Consider the following 15,509-nt stretch of genomic DNA (forward strand, 5'->3'; position numbering starts at 1 on the left):
TTGCGCAGGCGTGAGCACGGTCTGCAGGTGATGGGCCGTATGCGAGCGGTCTGCAAAAACATCGCGCTTCTTCCATTTGTAAACCGTCTGCTCAGTGATCCCGAAGCGCAGGGCCAGGACGTTGGCTGGCTCGTTGCTGGCTGCGATCTCGGCACGCACGGCGGGCGTGGTGCGGGCGTTCTTGTGCAGGGCAATCAACATGGCTTTACTCCCTGGGTAGATTGCAAGGACTCTATCAACTCTTGCAGGACCGCTCTGGCCATGAAGAGGGGATAGCGTTTAGAGTCTATGCAATCGTCCGGGATGCGACACCTACGCCATGCTGGCGCGTGCGCGAGACCTGCATCGCCAGGGCGTTGACGTGCTCATCGGTATCGTTGAGACACATGGCCGCGGTGAGACGCAGGCAATGGCGGATGGCTTGCCCCATCTGGCACGAAAAAAGGTCGAGTATCAGGGGCGAACGCTCGAAGAGATGGACCTCGATGGTCTCCTGGCGCGCAAGCCCGCCATCGCCCTTGTGGACGAATTGGCGCATCGCAATGCGCCCGGCAGTCGCCATGAACGTCGCTGGCAGGATGTCGAGGAACTCCTGGACGCGGGCATCGACGTCTATACCACGGTCAACATTCAGCACCTGGAGAGTTTGAATGACGTGGTGCATCAGATCACTGGAATTCGCGTCAGCGAAACAGTTCCGGATTCGGTATTCGAGCGCCTGCGGGACATCCGGCTGGTTGACCTCCCAGCACAGGAGCTGATCGAACGTCTCAACCAAGGCAAGGTTTATCTCCCTGAGCAGGCGATGCAGGCGCTTCAGGGATTCTTCTCGCCTTCCAACCTCACAGCGCTTCGCGAACTGGCCATGCAGACCGTTGCTGAACACGTGGATGCCGATCTGCGTGAAAAGCAAACAGCTCGCGGTCTGTCCGGCGTTGGCATCCAGCGTCATGTGCTCATTGCCATCGATGGTAAAGGCCAATCGGAGTATCTGGTGCGCGCCGGCGCGCGGATCGCTGAGCGCCGCGGCGCGCCTTGGTCTGTGGTGTCGGTGGACACGGGTCATTCGGCTGAAGCTGCGCTTCATGCCGAGGACCTCGACCGGGCTTCATCACAGTTCAATTCGATGGCACGCTCCGAGCAGCAGCGCCAGATGGAACTCGACAAGGCCTTTGCTCTGGCTCGAAGCCTGGGTGGGGAGACAGAGTTGCTGCGAAACACGGACATCACGCAGGGGCTGCTGGATGCCGCAGCTGCGCGAGGTGCTCGGTCCATTGTGATCGGTCGCACGCGCGAGCGCCCCATCGCGAGAATTTTCAATCGAACGCTGACTCAACAGCTGCTGCAAAGGGGGGCTCGCTACGAACTCACCATTGTCAGCACGCCGCAAGCGAGGCAGAAATCCCGGGGACTCTACGATTTGAGGGGGGAGCGTTTGGCCAAGGGCGAACCTGGGCTGATCCTGCTGGCCACCGTCGGGGCCGTGATTGCGGCGTTCATCGCAGAGCGCTTCGTAGGGCTGGAGGATCTTTCCACGGTGTTCCTGGTCGCCGTCTTGCTGGTGGCTTCGAGGACGCGCATGGTCGCAGCGGTCATCACCGCGGTACTGTGCTTCGTTGCGTATGACTTTCTGTTCATCGAACCGCGCTTTACATTGTTCATCAGCGCGCAGCGAGGTGTGGCCACCGTGCTGCTCTTCATGACCGCCGCCTTGATCGCCGGACGATTGGCTTCGCGGTTGAGAATGCAGGTGATCTCGTTGCGCGCCGCGAACACTCATGCGACGGCCATGCAGAATATGGCCCGGCAATTGTCCAAGGCGGCCGATCTTGGGCAGGTCATCTCCGCCAGTTCCTCCGTGCTCCAGTCGAGTTTGAACGCCCAGGCTTGGCTGCGTATCAATGGCGAATCTGGTCCAACCGCAGTCCAAGGCGAACTGTCAGAGAAAGATATGGTCGCTGCCGACTGGTCTCAGCAGCATGGCCAGGCCAGTGGCCGTTATACGGACACCCTGACCAATTCCGCTTGGTGGTTCCTGCCGATCCGTTCCGATCAGGACACCATCGGCGTCGTGGGATTGCGATTTCCTTCGGCGATGGGGCGGCTCTCATTCGAGCAGCGGCGTCTGGCCGAAAGCATGACGGAAGACATCGGTCAGGCAGCGCTGCGCGCCCGGCTGGTCTCGGAACTTGAGGTGGCCCGAGTGACGGGCGAGACGGAGCGGTTGCGCTCGGCCTTGCTGTCGTCGGTGTCCCACGACTTGCGCTCACCACTCTCTTCCATGATCGGTGCGGCCGATAGCCTGTCCCGTTATGGCAAGGATATGAGTTCAGAAGATCGCCAAAGTCTGCTGGAAACCATCAGCGTCGAGGGTGAGCGACTGGATCGCTACATTCAAAACCTGCTGGACATGACCCGGCTGGGCCAGCAGGGCCTCACCCTGTCGCGCGACTGGATTGGCGTGGATGAGTTGATCGGTTCTGCCTCGCGGCGTCTGCAGCGCTATGAGCCGACAGTGAAGGTGGAGAGCGACATCGATCCCGAAATCGGCCTGATCCATGTTCATCCGGCATTGATCGAACAGGCCATCTTCAATGTCATGGAGAACGCCGCCAAGTTTTCCCCACCGGGCGAACCGATCAGTGTTCAAGCCAGGCCAGCTGATGGCAACGCAGTGCGCATCGACATTTCGGACCGCGGGCCAGGTATCCCGGAGGACGAGCGACGCAGGATCTTCGACATGTTCTACAGCATGGAGCGCGGTGATCGCGGAAAACAGGGGACGGGCCTTGGCCTGACGATTGTGCAGGGCATCGTGGGTGCCCATATGGGAAAAGTAGAAGCGTTGCCCGGTCCGCAGGGACGAGGCACATTGATTCGGCTGACGTTGCCCATGGGCGAGCAGCCGAGCGAGGAATGAGACCATGAGTGCAGCTATCGATTCCGCGCCCGCGCCGCGCGTTCTTGTGATCGACGACGAGCCGCATATTCGCAAATTCATCGACATCAGTCTTCGATCGCAAGGCTATCTCACGTTGCTGGCTGCGACTGGCCAGGAAGGCTTGAGCATGCTCGCGGGGAAAGGGGCTGACATCGTGGTGCTGGACCTCGGACTTCCAGATCGCGATGGCGAGGATGTTCTCAAAGAGCTGCGTCGGTGGTCACGGGTCCCGGTCATCGTCCTGACCGTTCGCTCGGACGAGGAGGGGAAAGTCGCGTTGCTCGACGCCGGTGCCAATGACTATGTGACCAAGCCCTTCGGGATCGAGGAACTCATGGCACGCATTCGCGCGTTTCTCAGGGTGAGTGGACTGCGTAGCGAGACAGGGCCCATCTACGATGACGGGAATCTGCACATCGACCTTTCCCAGCGCGAGGTAAAGCTCCAGGGGCAGGTCGTCACCCTCACCCGTAAGGAGTTCGCGTTGCTGGCCCTCCTGGTCGAGCAAGCAGGCCGTCTGGTGCCACAGCCTCAGCTTTTGAAAGAGGTGTGGGGCCCGACCCACGAGGAAGATGCGCACTACCTGCGGATTCTCGTGGGGAAGTTGCGAAACAAGCTGGGGGACGACGCATCGGCGCCAACATACATCGTGACAGAGCCGGGTGTCGGATTGAGGTTCGTCGGTAAGGAGCGGATCTGAATGCGTTGAGTTGGCAACAGAGCCATCCAGTCATTCGTGTGTCGCGCATGAAGTTATGCATATAGAGTATTCGAAATCGTTGTCGGTCGATGAGCGGCAGCACATCGTGAATGAAGTCCTTCGCCATGACCGCGCGCCGGTAGGCGTGGGTATGCCGCGGGCCATTGGCCTCAGCGCCCGCATTAAAGATACGCTCGTGGGCGGAGTGTGCGGCCGTATCGAGAAAGACCGCTTGTACGTCGAGTACCTGTGGGTGGACAGCCGATTTCGCGGCCAGGGCATCGGTTCCAATTTGCTTCAAGCGGTCGAATCCGCGGCAAGGGATGGAGGTTGCGTCGAATCTCAGATTGAAACGCTATCGAGGAAGACGGCTCGGATTTACTTGGCGAGGGGCTATCGAGTCACGCATCATCTGTGCAACTACATCCCCGGATTGACGCTCACTGTCATGACAAAAGAGCTGGGTGAGTCGCATATCGTCGAGTGCTGATCGGCATTCTTACCACTGGGCGGGCGGTAGGTTTAACCGCTGTATCGCGCGCTTGATGAGCCAAGCCATGGTGATGGTGCCCAACAGATAGATGACGCCCGTCACGTTCGGCATGTTGCCAAACGAGGAAACCATGAATTCCTTGATTTTGAGGTAGGCCCATCCTGCCAAAGATGTCTCGTCAAATAGAATCGCAGCGAGCATAAGGGCCGTCGATAGCCAACTATCCTTACGCTGGCTATTGGCGTGCCTGAGCCCGTTTTGTGATCGAAGCACCGCAGCCCTCACTTGGATTCGCATGGCAAGGAGCACGTGCACCCCGGCAAGAGTCCAGAAGAACGCAGCTGCCGCGCTCATCAGAATCGACCAGAATCCGTTTCGCGGTGCCGCAAAACCTTGCTTAGAAGATTTTTTATCTTCGGCTGCGGGGCTGGGTCAGGCCGACTCAATGCTCGCAGAAACCGGTCGCACAACCAGCGTGCGTCATACCGACTAATTGTTTCCATCAACGCTCGGTGCCGCTCTTGTCGCTCAGCAAGAGGCATGGTGAGAGCGCGGTGCATGACATAGGCCATGGACTCCTTGTCGTAGGGGTTGACAGCCAGGGCAGCCGGCATTTGTTCGGCATCCCCCGTAAACTTCGAGAGAACCAGAACCCCGGGGGCATCGGGGTTCTGTGCCGCGACAAACTCTTTTGCCACCAAACTCACGCCGTCTCTAAGCGGGGTTACGAGCGCAACCTGCGCTGCTTGATAGAGTCCGGCAAGTTCCTCGCGGCTCAGCGTCCTGTGGATGTAGCGAACAGGCGCCCAATTCAGTTCCCCTATGTCCCCGTTGAGCGCGCCGCACAAAGATTCAATTTCACTTTGCATATCGGTGCAAGAATTGGTTTCGTCGCTTGCGGGGAATGCGACCTGAATCAAGGTGGCGCAAGAACGGAACTCAGGAAACTTATTTAAGAACTCACCAAAACCTCGAACTCGATGAGGAATGCCTTTGGCGTAGTCCAAGGGGTCGATACCGATGAGGAGTTTGCGTCTTGAGTACTCCTGCTGAATTCTTTGCAAAGCCTCTTGTGAACCCTGGGATTGCGCGAATGCTCGGAAGTTTTCCACATCTATCCCGAGAGGGAAGACGTCGACCAAAGTTCTCCCGCGCCGTGTGACCACGGAGCCCTCAACAGCCTGGTCTCCAAAATAGGTCCGAACGTAGGATAAAAAGTTTTCCTTGTCTTCGTGCGACTGAAATCCGACCAAATCATAGGCAAACAGCGCGCTAAAAAGCGATTCGTGATTCGGCAGTGCTGCCAGCGTTGCAGAGGGCGGTAGTGGGGTATGGAAAAAAAAGCCGATACGATTCATGACTCCGGCCGCGCGCAGTTCCTCCGCCAACGTGATGAAATAATAGTCATGAACCCAGACGATATCGTCGTCGTCAAGGATGGAAGTAAGTGTATTGGCGAATCGCTTATTGACCGCTCGATAAATCAACTCGCCTGATCCATCGAATTCTGCCAAATCAACGCGCTGATGCAGCAACGGCCACAGCTGACCATTGGCATAGTTTTTGTAGTAGCCATCGTGTTCTTTTTGGCTGAAGTTGACGCAGAGATATTCAACATTCCCATCAATGGAGCGCTCAACTCGGTTTTCTCCATTTGTCTCCGCTGTGATCAGCCCGCTCCATCCGAGCCATAATCCACCATGCTCTCGAAGAAGCTTGCCCAAGGCTACGGAAAGTCCACCTGCATCTGGAGTGTGTAGATCCGCCAGACGGTTTGAAAGCACAATCAACCTGCCGCTCATACGACCTCTCTGCTCCCAACTGCAGCGATGGAACTGCACAAAAAAACTAGGCAACAGGTGGAAATGCTACGTTGGAGGACGAGCGCGCTCCGTAAATTTGGCGATAAATTCCCTGAGCCGCCTTGTTTAGGCGGTAAACATGGAGCAGGATCGGAACGTTCGACGCTGAGACAAGGCGCCGAGCAACCCCGGTATCTTGTTGGTGTTGCGCCGTCTGGGCCGAGGCTAAGTCCGCTCCAGATTCCGCGCTGGTTGCATGCGGGTGTGCCCAGTTGAGCTGAGCAACGTTGGCGGCTGCACCGGGCGAATCCACTTTCACTGGTCGTGGTTCGCTTGAACAAGAGAAAGATACGGATTGTTCGGCGGCGGGTTCTGGAACAGTTGCAGAGGGTCTGTTAGAAGGTAGCCATGGAGGCGGCGCGCCTTCCTTGGTCCAGCCACATCACAGATCCAGATGTTCAGGCCATTGGGTTGCTTGCGATGCAGTTGCAATCGTTCGAATCGCTTTTGCACCCATTGCCAATCCGACTGCTCCTCCTGTTTGGCCAGCGCACTTACCTGTGGATGTTCCTGCGCATACCGTTGGAACACGCCGGGACTGACCAAGTACGCGGTATCGCTCACCGAATGCACCAGCGCCTTCGCGTCGTTGATGATGAGGCGCCGCGAAGCGATGCCCTTTCGCAGCCACGCCATGAAGTGCTCGCCCGAAGGCTTCGTCGCCGAAAGCGCGGGCGCTGGCGTTTGTGACGAAGGCAGCGCCGCTACCGAGGCTGACTCGGGCACGTCGGGGCGCATGTCGGGCGCATCGTGTGAGGCAGTTTCCACATCCTGCGCAGAGGCCATTCCCACCATCGCCAGCATGTCCTCGACGACGTCGGACATGACCTGAGGCTTGGGCGGATGAATAGAAGCGGTGCTTCCAGCTTCTTCCCATGGCAGCGCCTCTTGGCTTGCCGAGGCGGCCTTCGCATCAGCCGTGGGGGGTGGGAGCGACGTATCGGCCGCTTTGTCCGCAGAAGCCGTGTCGATCGCCACCGTCCCGGCGAACGGCACCGGCCGCTCGCCAGGCTCCCAAATCAGCGCAGGTGACAGCCGCAACAGGGTGAACGAGTGGGACCAGCCGGTCGAACTGGTTACGGTCGCGCGCCAGATGGCCTTGCCGTCGAGCGTCGGCTGCAACATGCCGTGGTCCTGGAGCACATTGAACACCGCGGTGTTGTTCGCAGGGATGCCATCGACACCCTGGGACAGCAGGTGCGCGCGCAGCTTGTCCGATACCGTCTTGCTCACCAGCCACAGCGCGTCCTCGGTGAGCCAGCCATCGGAGGCTTCGGGCTGGTTCAGCTTCAGCTCTTCCTTCAGCAGGTAGCGCAGCCCGTCGACCAGCTTGCGTTGGAGCGAGTGCTTGGGCGCGGCCATGGCGCGCGCGGGATCGCCGCCCAGCTCCTGGGCGACGGAGGCGCGGTCGGCCTGCACGACCAGCTCGCCCAGCACCCCGGCGTGCTCGTACTGCCCGGCCAGGACGTAGAGCAGCGGCGCCCACAGGGACGGATAGCCGCTGAGCCAGTCCAGCAGATCGCGATCGAGCAGTTGCCGGTAGAGCAAGCCTGTCGCGGCGCTGTGGAGCCGGTACTCGCGATCGTCGCGGTAGCGAAAGCGGTACGGCTGACGCAGGGGGCCGTGCCACGGGTGCCAGGTGCCGCCGTCGGCCAGCTCGACGTGCAGATCGACCGCCACCTTGCCGATGTCGTGGAACAACGCGGCATAGGCGACGGCCGCAGTCCAGGCTTCGGACTGCGCGGCCTGGTCTTCGGGACTGGCGCCGATGGGCAGCAGATGGGACTGCCGCAGTTTCAGGCTGTAGGCGACGATTTCCAGACCATGGTCGAGCATGCCGCCCAGGTATGCGTGGTGATGTGCTTCGGAAGCAGGAAAGGTCTGCACCAGCTCGGCGTAGCGCTCCAGGGGAGCACGGTAGAGAGTGGCGAACTGCTGGCGCGAAAGCGAGGTGCGCTGCCAGATGTGTTCCATCAGCTTCTGCCGGCGCGGGGTGCCCAGCAGCGATGCGGCCGACTCCGGCCACATCAGCCCTTTCGGGAGGTTAGTGGCGGGGGCCGGCAACGGTGCTGCAGCGACTGGAGGGCGTTTTCGCTGGAACAGGGAGAGCATGTCGGTGTCCTGATCGCGGGCCGGGCGGGAGGCCTTTTTGCCTTTTCGAGGTAGGGCCTTTCCCCTTGCACCCCATTCCCTTGCCGTTTCGACCCTTTGGCTTTTAACCGTTTCGGTATAGCGGGGCCTGGGCTGCGGCTCCAGCGTCAATGTGGAACCCGCACGAATGGATTGGACGGCGACCTGGCGCTGGCCTCGGCCTATGCTGCCGGGACGCTACACCGCCAGGTAGGCTCCCACTCGGGCGACTAAGTTGACAAACGCGACAAAGGAGACTATAGTGAACCCTGTCTCAAACCTACCTGGGAGCTGACCATGCCCACTGCGATCGAATTCATTGCCGACCGGCTGCCGCGCGTCACGGTGGAGGATGTGCGACGCTTCGCCGATACCGTCGAAATCCGGGATGCCCCGGCTTTCGCGGCCGAGTTGCAGGCGTTCATCCACGAGCGCGTCGAGGCGGTGACGCTGCCTGCCAACCTGGAAGGTGAAACGGTGGTGCAGGCCTTGCAGCGCAAGGCGGCCGCGTTGCGCTCCGACACGCGCTGGGCACCGAATGAAACCGATGTCCAGCGAGGCCGCGCCGTGCTGTTGGAAGCCTTCAACCAGCCGGACAACCTGCCGCCTGCCGAGTTCGCCAAGCTGGCGGACAAGTCGCGCCAGCAAATCTACAAGGACATCCTCGCCCGTCGGCTGCTGGCGCTGAACGTGGGGCCGCGCGGCCAGAAGCTGCCCGACTGGCAGCTCGACCCGGTGAAGCAGCAGTTGACCCAAACCGTGCTCCAGGAGGTCGAGGGCATCGACCACTGGACGATCTACCGCGCGCTGTCCGAACCGCTCGAAGGCTTGGGCGGCCGCTCGCCGGTGGATGCGGTGACGCATGGCACGATCGATGACGTGGCCGAGGTCGTGTTCAACGTGCTGGGCGTCCAGGTGCATTGAAGCAAGATCGCCATGAGCCACGAGCTGCCTCCGTTGCTGATCGATGCCGGTGAACTGCTCCAGCATGTGAGCCGCGTCGTCTATCGGGGCAGCCCGCTGTACTATGGCCGCAGCGGCACGAATCGCTACGATGATCCGGCGCGGGCCTACGGCGTGCTCTACCTGGGACGTGACCTGCCCACGGCGCTGATGGAGTCGGTGTTTCACAAGCACCAGTGGCTTGCGGACACGCAACGCTCGATCGCGCTGAAAGAAGTCCGGGCCAGGATGGTGCGCGCAGTAGGCGTGATGGACGATGTGCTTCTGGCCGATCTCACGGCGCCGGGCGTCATGGCGGGCTACTTCGGCCTGAACCTGGAGCAGTTGGCCAGCCGCGACTACACGCACACGCAGCAGGTGTCCGCACAGGTGCATGCGATGCTCGGAAACGACGGCCAGCCGTTGTTCGATGGGGTGCTCTACCCCTCGCGCAACAACTATCCCGCCGCGAGCATCGCCCTGTTCGAGCGGGCCGGAACGAGGATCAGCGTCATCGAGGACATCGACCTGGTTGACCATGTGGACTGGCCGCGTTTCGTTGCCACCTACCGTATCGGCGTCGAACCCGACCCCGGCCCGGTGGTGCCGGATGACGAAGTACCCTGAAGCAGCAAACCGAATGAAGTGGAGCAAACCGGAATAGGCATTCCTCAGCAGCAGGAGACGACCATGAACACAACGACCCGCACCAGCACCGCAGAACGCTTCGGCCGCGCCTTTGGCCGCGGATGGCGTGCCTATGCGCGCGGCGAACGGCGGGCGTCGAACTGGTTGGTGTCCAAGGGCATGCCGCGAGCTGGCGCTACCGCGCTCGTGCGGGTAGCCAAGCTGGCTGTACTGGGGGTGCTGCTCTACGTTGCGTTTTGGTTCGCACTCGTGCTGCTGGGCGTTGCGGCGGCGGGATGGGCTGCTGCTGCCAATACTTCGGATGAAGACGAGTGGCCTTTCACCGACCTCACCGAGCTGCGCAAGACGCCGGGCTACGCTCCCAACCTGTACAACGACACGTCGCACGAGTTGTACACCGACGACTGACCGGCCTCGCGCTATTTCAGCTTTCCTCCCGTGAGCGCCCCGGCACCCTTGCCGCCAGCTTGGCCGGCGCTCTTGCTGCCATCGGAAAGCCCCTGGATGACGTGCCCGGCCCGAATCCCAACCCAGGTAAGGCTCGCCAGCCAGAATCCCGGCAGAACCAGGAACATCGTGCCCATGACGAACATCAGGAGCATGTCGCCGAAGGCGTTGTTCAACCCCACCAGCGGGTCAAAGTTGGTGTGCGGCCGATTCCAGCCAAAGCCCCAGCCATAAAGCGCGTCCAGAATCGTCGAATCGATCCAGCGTGCGAGCTGGAACCAGAAATCCGTGAAGAACAGCGCGAACTGCACGACGCTGACGGTGACGACCGTCTTCAGGTCATAGGTGCCCACAACCAGCACGAGCGGGATGCAGATGACCAGCGCCATCTTCAGCAAGGCGAGGATCATGGGCAGGGATTGGCGCACGACATCCATGGCGGGAAACGCAGCAATCGCGCCGACTGCCATCCCGACGTCGCCTGTGGCCCGCGTCACGATGTTCGGCAGGGTCTTGTCGATCTGGCCGCCGTAGTCCGTATAGACGCTGCCCTGGTTCAGTTTCTGCTGCCGCGGTGACGCGATGGCGCGGATCACCGAATCGTCCACCTCGGCCCGGCTCAGGAACCCGGCCCAGCCCGCCAGGCGATTCAGCAGGCTCGGGTCCACCTGACCCAGCAGGCGTGCCCGCAGGCCGTTGCTGCCGTCCGACCACCACTGCCTGCAAGTCGGATAGCCGCCACCATTGGCAACCTGCGCGAGGCCAGCATCGCGGGTGTCGTCGTAGGGCCAGGCCTCGCGCGCCGTACTGGAGCGATAGCTATCGTAGTAGCCACCCGTGTCCGTGAAAAAGCGCGAGCCGATCCAGGTCACGTCGTGCATCTGCTGCTCATCGAGATCCGGGCGCTGCATGAACAATTTGGCCCGCGCAGGCCCATAGCAATCCCGCGAGAAGTCCGCGACCTCCTGAGCCAGTACCGGGTCGTCAATGCGCGTCGCGTCGATCTCCATCCTCATCTGCCGCAGGTCCGTACCGCACGGGATCGCAGCCACCGAGGCGCTCGTGACGGCGCGCGAGAGCGCGTGCATGAAGGCCCACCAGACCGGCACCTTCGCCGACTGGTTGTTGATGGTGCTGAAAGACTGCGACCAGCCGGTTTCCGTGGGCTGCGGCACGCTGACTTGGCATTGTGCCGAGCGCGAGCTGTCGTACTGGATGGTGCTGAGGTCCACGTCGATGAACGGAATGCCCGCGAACATCACCACCACGATCGCGACGAACACCCGGTTCTCGATACGGGCGGCGCTCAGGACGCCTTTGTTGCCCTCGTCAGCGCCTTCCGCACGGGCCTTCAGCCACTCCTGCACGACGATGGCGACGAAAGGCAGCGCAAACACCCCGCTGGACACCAGCACGGCCCCAATGCCGTTGTTGACGATCCAGGACACGAGGGTGAGGTAGTACTCCAGATAGTCGGTCGTGAAGAGCGTCATGGCCCCGATCTCCCCTCAAGCGGCCTGCATCAACAGGCTGGTTTCCAGCGCGACGATGGCGACGACGCCGGCGACCTCGGTGCGGATCAGCCGGCGCCGCGCCTGCCCATCTGTCCCGCTTTGGTCTTCGCGGGCCAGCACTCGGCGGCGCATCCAGAACCATCCATAGACCGTTGCCGCGTACACGCACAGCCGCCAGATGAAGAAATACCCTGCGGAGGCCGCCAGCCACCGTTCCCAGCCTGCAACGCTGCCGACCAGATAGATGCCCGCGACGTTCGCTCCCACGGCAGCGGCAACGATCAGCACCAGCCACAGCAGCGTCTTCGCCGCGCGCCGGCTGAACAACCAGCGCAGCGGCCGCCAGGCCATGCGCGCTGGGCTCATGGCCGACTCCCCGGATTGCCCTTCTGGAGCTGGTCGAGACGATCCGGCACCGGATCGCCCTCGTAGATGCCGCGCGAGCCGGCCGCGCGCGTGCCGTGGCGCTGGATGATTGCCATGGGCGAGTTGTTCGCCAGCTCGCGCCGCAGTTCCAGTTCGGTCTTGAGGTTGCGAATCTCGCGGTCGAGCGTGTCGCTCTCGTGGTTCACGGCCTCCACGGCAAGCTCGTTGGCCGCGACGTTGGGCTCCTTCTTCCCCGTGAGCAGCGTGCGCTGCAGCAGCAGCGCCTTCTCCAGCACGGATGCCAGCGCGACCTCAGACGCCAGGCGCTGCGACAGCAGGTGCTGGTCAGGCTCGTCGCGCAGCGCCTCGATCACGCCGCGTGTGATCGGCAGCGACGCACTGCCAGCCTCGCGCAGGTTCTCCGGCGTCGTATTCCTCGCCTTGGAGACGAGATCCTGGAGCGCTTGGAGTTTGGCGTCGTACTCTTCTTGGATCAGCGGCGTGAGCCCGACGCCGGGTGTCGTTTCGGTCTTTGTGCAGGTATCGCACGTGCGCTGCTCCTTCTCGCCGAGCACGCGCGTAGCCCACTCGACGGCGGCCTGCGGCGAGGTCCAGGTCTGGCACGAAAGGCTGGCACAACTGGCCGGGGCGATCGAAGACGTGTCAGTCACGCCGCGGCCGTTGACCAGGTTGTAGCCGGCGCGGGTGACATCGCCGACGACCCTGATCGCGGGCTGGCCGGAGCCCCCCGCGTTGCTGCCCCCGACCCACGGCACGCCGTCATTGCCGCGGCGCGTCTCGGCTTGCTCGATGGCCGAGACCGCATCCGTGCTCGACACGGCGTCGCGCAGCGCCAGGCCTTCGGCCATCTGACTCCAGCCGAGCTGGCCGCCCGCCGTTTCGGCCATCTTCTCTGCCATGGCACGGCACGTCAGCTTGGAGCGGTCGAAATCCAGCCGGGCCTGCAGCACGCCATTGGTGAGCAGGTTGTACAGGCCGGGATCGGCCCGCTGGATGATCAGCGCGGGCAACGATGCCACCGCACTGGTGGCGCTCTGGATCACCGACGACATGATTTGCTGGAAACCGTTGGTGATGCCGTTGAGTTGGTTCCTCAAGGTGGTCTGGATGCTCATGTCACCGCAGATCAAGTTGCTGTTCCAGCCCACGCCAACACCGAGGGAGCGCATGCCAGCCGCACGTCCCATCGACACGGCGTTGCCGCCACCGATCGAGTACATGACGTCATCGCCGATGACGCTGCCGCTTGTCTGGTATCCCAGTTGACCCCAGGCCACGCCGCTGCCCAGCGCGAGGGCGCCGGCCAGCGCCAGGACGATCTCCGTGCGACGTGCCCGGCGGGAGAACGGATTGAATGCAGGACGGAACTTCATGGCACTACCTCAGAGGAAATCGACGCTGCCCAGGAACACCTGGCCCCGGCGTTCGCAGCAGGCATACGGCCGCCACAGCGCCCATGCGTAGTCGCCTTGCTGCGCCTGGGTAAGGAAGCCGCTGCGCGGAAAGACCGTGCAGGACGACGACAGGACGGGTGTGAGTTCTTGCCACTTGCCGGTGGAGGCATCGCCCTCCATCAGCGCGCCGGCCGGCCAGTAGCCGTCGCGGGAGTTGGCAAGCAACGGCTGATAGACGTGGATCTGCCCGCGGCGCGTGACGACATCGCCCGCACGCTGGGCCACCACTGCACCGGCCTTGAAGTCGTCGGTCTGGTGCAGGAAGCCGCCGCGGGGATACACGTTGCCCCACAGGTTCATCGTGGTGCGTGCGCCGACCTCACGCCGGCCCGGAATCAGCGCTTCCGGGTAGGCCATCTCGGGCAAGTTGTAGCGCCAGGCCAGCGTGTCCAAGGTGCTGAGCAAGTACGGCATGAACGCCGTGCCCGCGCCCTCGCAGAAGTAACCCGACGACGAGACGAACTGGTTGAACACCTCGACGCCGGGGTGGCCGATAACGTCCGAGTTTTTGAACTTGGCGAGGTTGTTTTCGTGGTCCTCGTTCGTCGTCCCGTCGCCGCCCGCTTGGGCGGACGGGTTGGGCGTGCTCATTGCCCGGACTTCGACCCAGGGGTTTTCGCCGGTATTCGAGTACGACGACACCACCGCATCGGGGATGTAGTGGCGCACCTTGATCGATGTGCGAACCGTACAGCCGGTCCATGTGCAGTAGAGCCAGTAGCAGATGCCAACGACGCGGTATTCGAGGCAGTCGGGTGACGCTACCGAGCCGACGATGGTGGCAGTGTTGAGGGCGTAGCTGCCCGTGGCGCTGAGCAGCAGCAACGAAGCCACGCCAGCACGCAGACGGCGCATCAGGTCGAATGGTCGGGTCACGGCTGGGTCCTCCGGTGCTGCTCGATGCGCGCGACAGCGCGAGCCACATCCGGCTCGCCATAGACCACGTAGCGCTGGTCCACCACGACGGCCGGGAGGCTGGTGATGCCCAGGCTCCATGCGTCTGTGACGCCCTGGTAGGCGGAGGCGATGCGGCGTTGGAGGTCGGCACCGCCGCTGGAGAGCCGGTGCTTGACGATGGCCGTGGCCTGTTCGGGGTTGGTGGGCAGTGCCGCTGAAAGCTCCGCTTCAATCCTGTGGGCTTCGTCCAGCTCGATCAGCCGCTCTCCACCCATGGTCTTGACCGGGTGGCGGCTGTCGGTGACGACCACCACGTCGGCGGCGAAGGTGGCCGGGCTGAAAACGGCCAGGGCTGCCGGCAGCGCAACGGCCAGGCCGAGGGTTCGCCAGCCCGACGCGAACCTGGAAAGAGATGCTGGCATGTCGCGTGCCCTTGAAGTTGATCAGGGCAGTAGTCAAACGCGAAGCCGATGCGGCCCCAACAAACAATGCGCATCGCGGGCACCCCACATACCTGTTCGGTGCTGCCGCATGGAAAAAAGCAGAGGCCGAAGCCCCCGCTGTGATCAGTGAACCACGTGCTTTCCTACAAAAGACCCGACTCGGCGAACGAGTACGGCGTGCCCTGACCAATCACGAAATGGTCGAGCACCCGCACGTCGATAAGCGCCAAGGCGGTTTTCAACTGCTCGGTCAGCACGCGATCCGCATTGGATGGCTCGGTGGAGCCCGAGGGGTGCTGATGGGCGAAGATGACCGCAGCGGCGTTCAGTTGCAAAGCGCGCTGCAACACGACGCGCGGATAAACCGAGGTCGCATTGATCGTTCCATGGAACATCGGCTCCACGGCCAGCACGTCGTGCATACTGTTCATGAATACAACGACGAAGATCTCGTTGGACTCGGCGACCAGCTTCAAGCGAAGGTAGTCCCTGACCGCAGCGGGCCGTTCAAGACGTGGCCCGGCTTTGAAAACCCGTCGCTCCAGCAGCACGATGGCTTGCTGAACGATCCAGTCTTCGTGCTGAGCGGCAATATCGGAAAGTGACTCCAGACAGGAGTCATTGATGACGACAGACATGGCGAACCTCCAG

At 62.1% G+C, this 15,509-nt stretch carries 15 protein-coding genes and 1 pseudogene; 6 read left to right on the forward strand and 10 right to left on the reverse strand.

Annotation, left to right across the window (positions count from 1 at the left end; genetic code table 11):
- Positions 1 to 201 (reverse strand): annotated as a pseudogene (locus BT108_RS12655) (helix-turn-helix domain-containing protein); the annotation flags it as partial.
- Between the two features lie 118 nt (positions 202 to 319).
- Here BT108_RS12655 and BT108_RS12660 point away from each other — a divergent pair.
- Genes BT108_RS12660 through BT108_RS12670 form a run of 3 tightly spaced genes read left to right on the forward strand, consistent with a single transcriptional unit; the run spans position 320 to position 4,131 of the window.
- A complete protein-coding gene (locus BT108_RS12660; protein ID WP_083566443.1) occupies positions 320 to 2,920 on the forward strand; it encodes a sensor histidine kinase in 2,601 nt (866 codons plus the stop codon).
- A 4-nt stretch (positions 2,921 to 2,924) separates the two neighbouring features.
- A complete protein-coding gene (locus tag BT108_RS12665) occupies positions 2,925 to 3,641 on the forward strand; it encodes a response regulator (RefSeq protein ID WP_072294932.1) in 717 nt (238 codons plus the stop codon).
- Positions 3,642 to 3,696: 55 nt separating this feature from the next.
- Entirely contained in the window at positions 3,697 to 4,131 is a 435-nt protein-coding gene (locus tag BT108_RS12670) for a GNAT family N-acetyltransferase (RefSeq protein WP_021205011.1), read from the forward strand.
- 9 nt (positions 4,132 to 4,140) lie between these two features.
- Here the strand turns inward: BT108_RS12670 and BT108_RS12675 are convergent, their stop codons facing one another.
- The 3 genes from BT108_RS12675 to mobH all read right to left on the reverse strand — a co-directional run bounded on the left by BT108_RS12675 (position 4,141) and on the right by mobH (position 8,108).
- Positions 4,141 to 4,488 (reverse strand): hypothetical protein, encoded by a 348-nt coding sequence (locus tag BT108_RS12675; protein ID WP_072294933.1) that lies wholly within the window; start codon positions 4,486 to 4,488, stop codon positions 4,141 to 4,143.
- On the reverse strand, positions 4,488 to 5,936 hold the full coding sequence (locus BT108_RS12680) for an alpha,alpha-trehalose-phosphate synthase (UDP-forming) (protein ID WP_072294934.1): 1,449 nt from the start codon (positions 5,934 to 5,936) through the stop codon (positions 4,488 to 4,490). The genes BT108_RS12675 and BT108_RS12680 overlap by 1 nt, the downstream gene beginning before the upstream one ends.
- A 315-nt stretch (positions 5,937 to 6,251) precedes the next feature.
- Complete coding sequence (gene mobH, locus BT108_RS12685; protein ID WP_072294935.1) at positions 6,252 to 8,108, reverse strand: MobH family relaxase; 1,857 nt, start codon at positions 8,106 to 8,108, stop codon at positions 6,252 to 6,254.
- A gap of 315 nt (positions 8,109 to 8,423) precedes the next feature.
- On the opposite strand from mobH, the gene BT108_RS12695 reads away from it, so the two are divergent.
- From BT108_RS12695 to BT108_RS12705, 3 genes are all read left to right on the forward strand, one after another.
- Positions 8,424 to 9,050, forward strand: coding sequence for an integrase (locus BT108_RS12695; protein ID WP_072294936.1), 627 nt, complete (start codon positions 8,424 to 8,426; stop codon positions 9,048 to 9,050).
- Between the two features lie 12 nt (positions 9,051 to 9,062).
- A complete protein-coding gene (locus BT108_RS12700) occupies positions 9,063 to 9,695 on the forward strand; it encodes an RES family NAD+ phosphorylase (protein ID WP_072294937.1) in 633 nt (210 codons plus the stop codon).
- A 63-nt stretch (positions 9,696 to 9,758) separates the two neighbouring features.
- Positions 9,759 to 10,124, forward strand: coding sequence for a DUF3742 family protein (locus BT108_RS12705; protein ID WP_072294938.1), 366 nt, complete (start codon positions 9,759 to 9,761; stop codon positions 10,122 to 10,124).
- 11 nt (positions 10,125 to 10,135) lie between these two features.
- On the opposite strand, the gene BT108_RS12710 is transcribed toward BT108_RS12705, so the two are convergent.
- From BT108_RS12710 to BT108_RS12735, 6 genes are all read right to left on the reverse strand, one after another.
- Complete coding sequence (locus tag BT108_RS12710; protein ID WP_072294939.1) at positions 10,136 to 11,656, reverse strand: conjugal transfer protein TraG N-terminal domain-containing protein; 1,521 nt, start codon at positions 11,654 to 11,656, stop codon at positions 10,136 to 10,138.
- 15 nt (positions 11,657 to 11,671) lie between these two features.
- On the reverse strand, positions 11,672 to 12,043 hold the full coding sequence (locus tag BT108_RS12715; protein ID WP_072294940.1) for a hypothetical protein: 372 nt from the start codon (positions 12,041 to 12,043) through the stop codon (positions 11,672 to 11,674).
- Entirely contained in the window at positions 12,040 to 13,437 is a 1,398-nt protein-coding gene (locus BT108_RS12720) for an integrating conjugative element protein (protein WP_072294941.1), read from the reverse strand. The genes BT108_RS12715 and BT108_RS12720 overlap by 4 nt, the downstream gene beginning before the upstream one ends.
- A 9-nt stretch (positions 13,438 to 13,446) precedes the next feature.
- Positions 13,447 to 14,394, reverse strand: coding sequence for a TIGR03756 family integrating conjugative element protein (locus tag BT108_RS12725; protein WP_072294942.1), 948 nt, complete (start codon positions 14,392 to 14,394; stop codon positions 13,447 to 13,449).
- Positions 14,391 to 14,837: a TIGR03757 family integrating conjugative element protein gene (locus BT108_RS12730; protein WP_072294943.1), complete on the reverse strand. Its 447-nt coding sequence runs from the start codon at positions 14,835 to 14,837 to the stop codon at positions 14,391 to 14,393. Before BT108_RS12730 ends, BT108_RS12725 begins: the two co-directional genes overlap by 4 nt.
- A 164-nt stretch (positions 14,838 to 15,001) precedes the next feature.
- Complete coding sequence (locus tag BT108_RS12735) at positions 15,002 to 15,496, reverse strand: JAB domain-containing protein (RefSeq protein ID WP_072293666.1); 495 nt, start codon at positions 15,494 to 15,496, stop codon at positions 15,002 to 15,004.
- Positions 15,497 to 15,509 lie beyond the last annotated feature (13 nt).

This window comes from Nitrosovibrio sp. Nv17, from assembly GCF_900119085.1.
In the GTDB taxonomy this organism is placed as follows: Bacteria; Pseudomonadota; Gammaproteobacteria; order Burkholderiales; family Nitrosomonadaceae; genus Nitrosospira.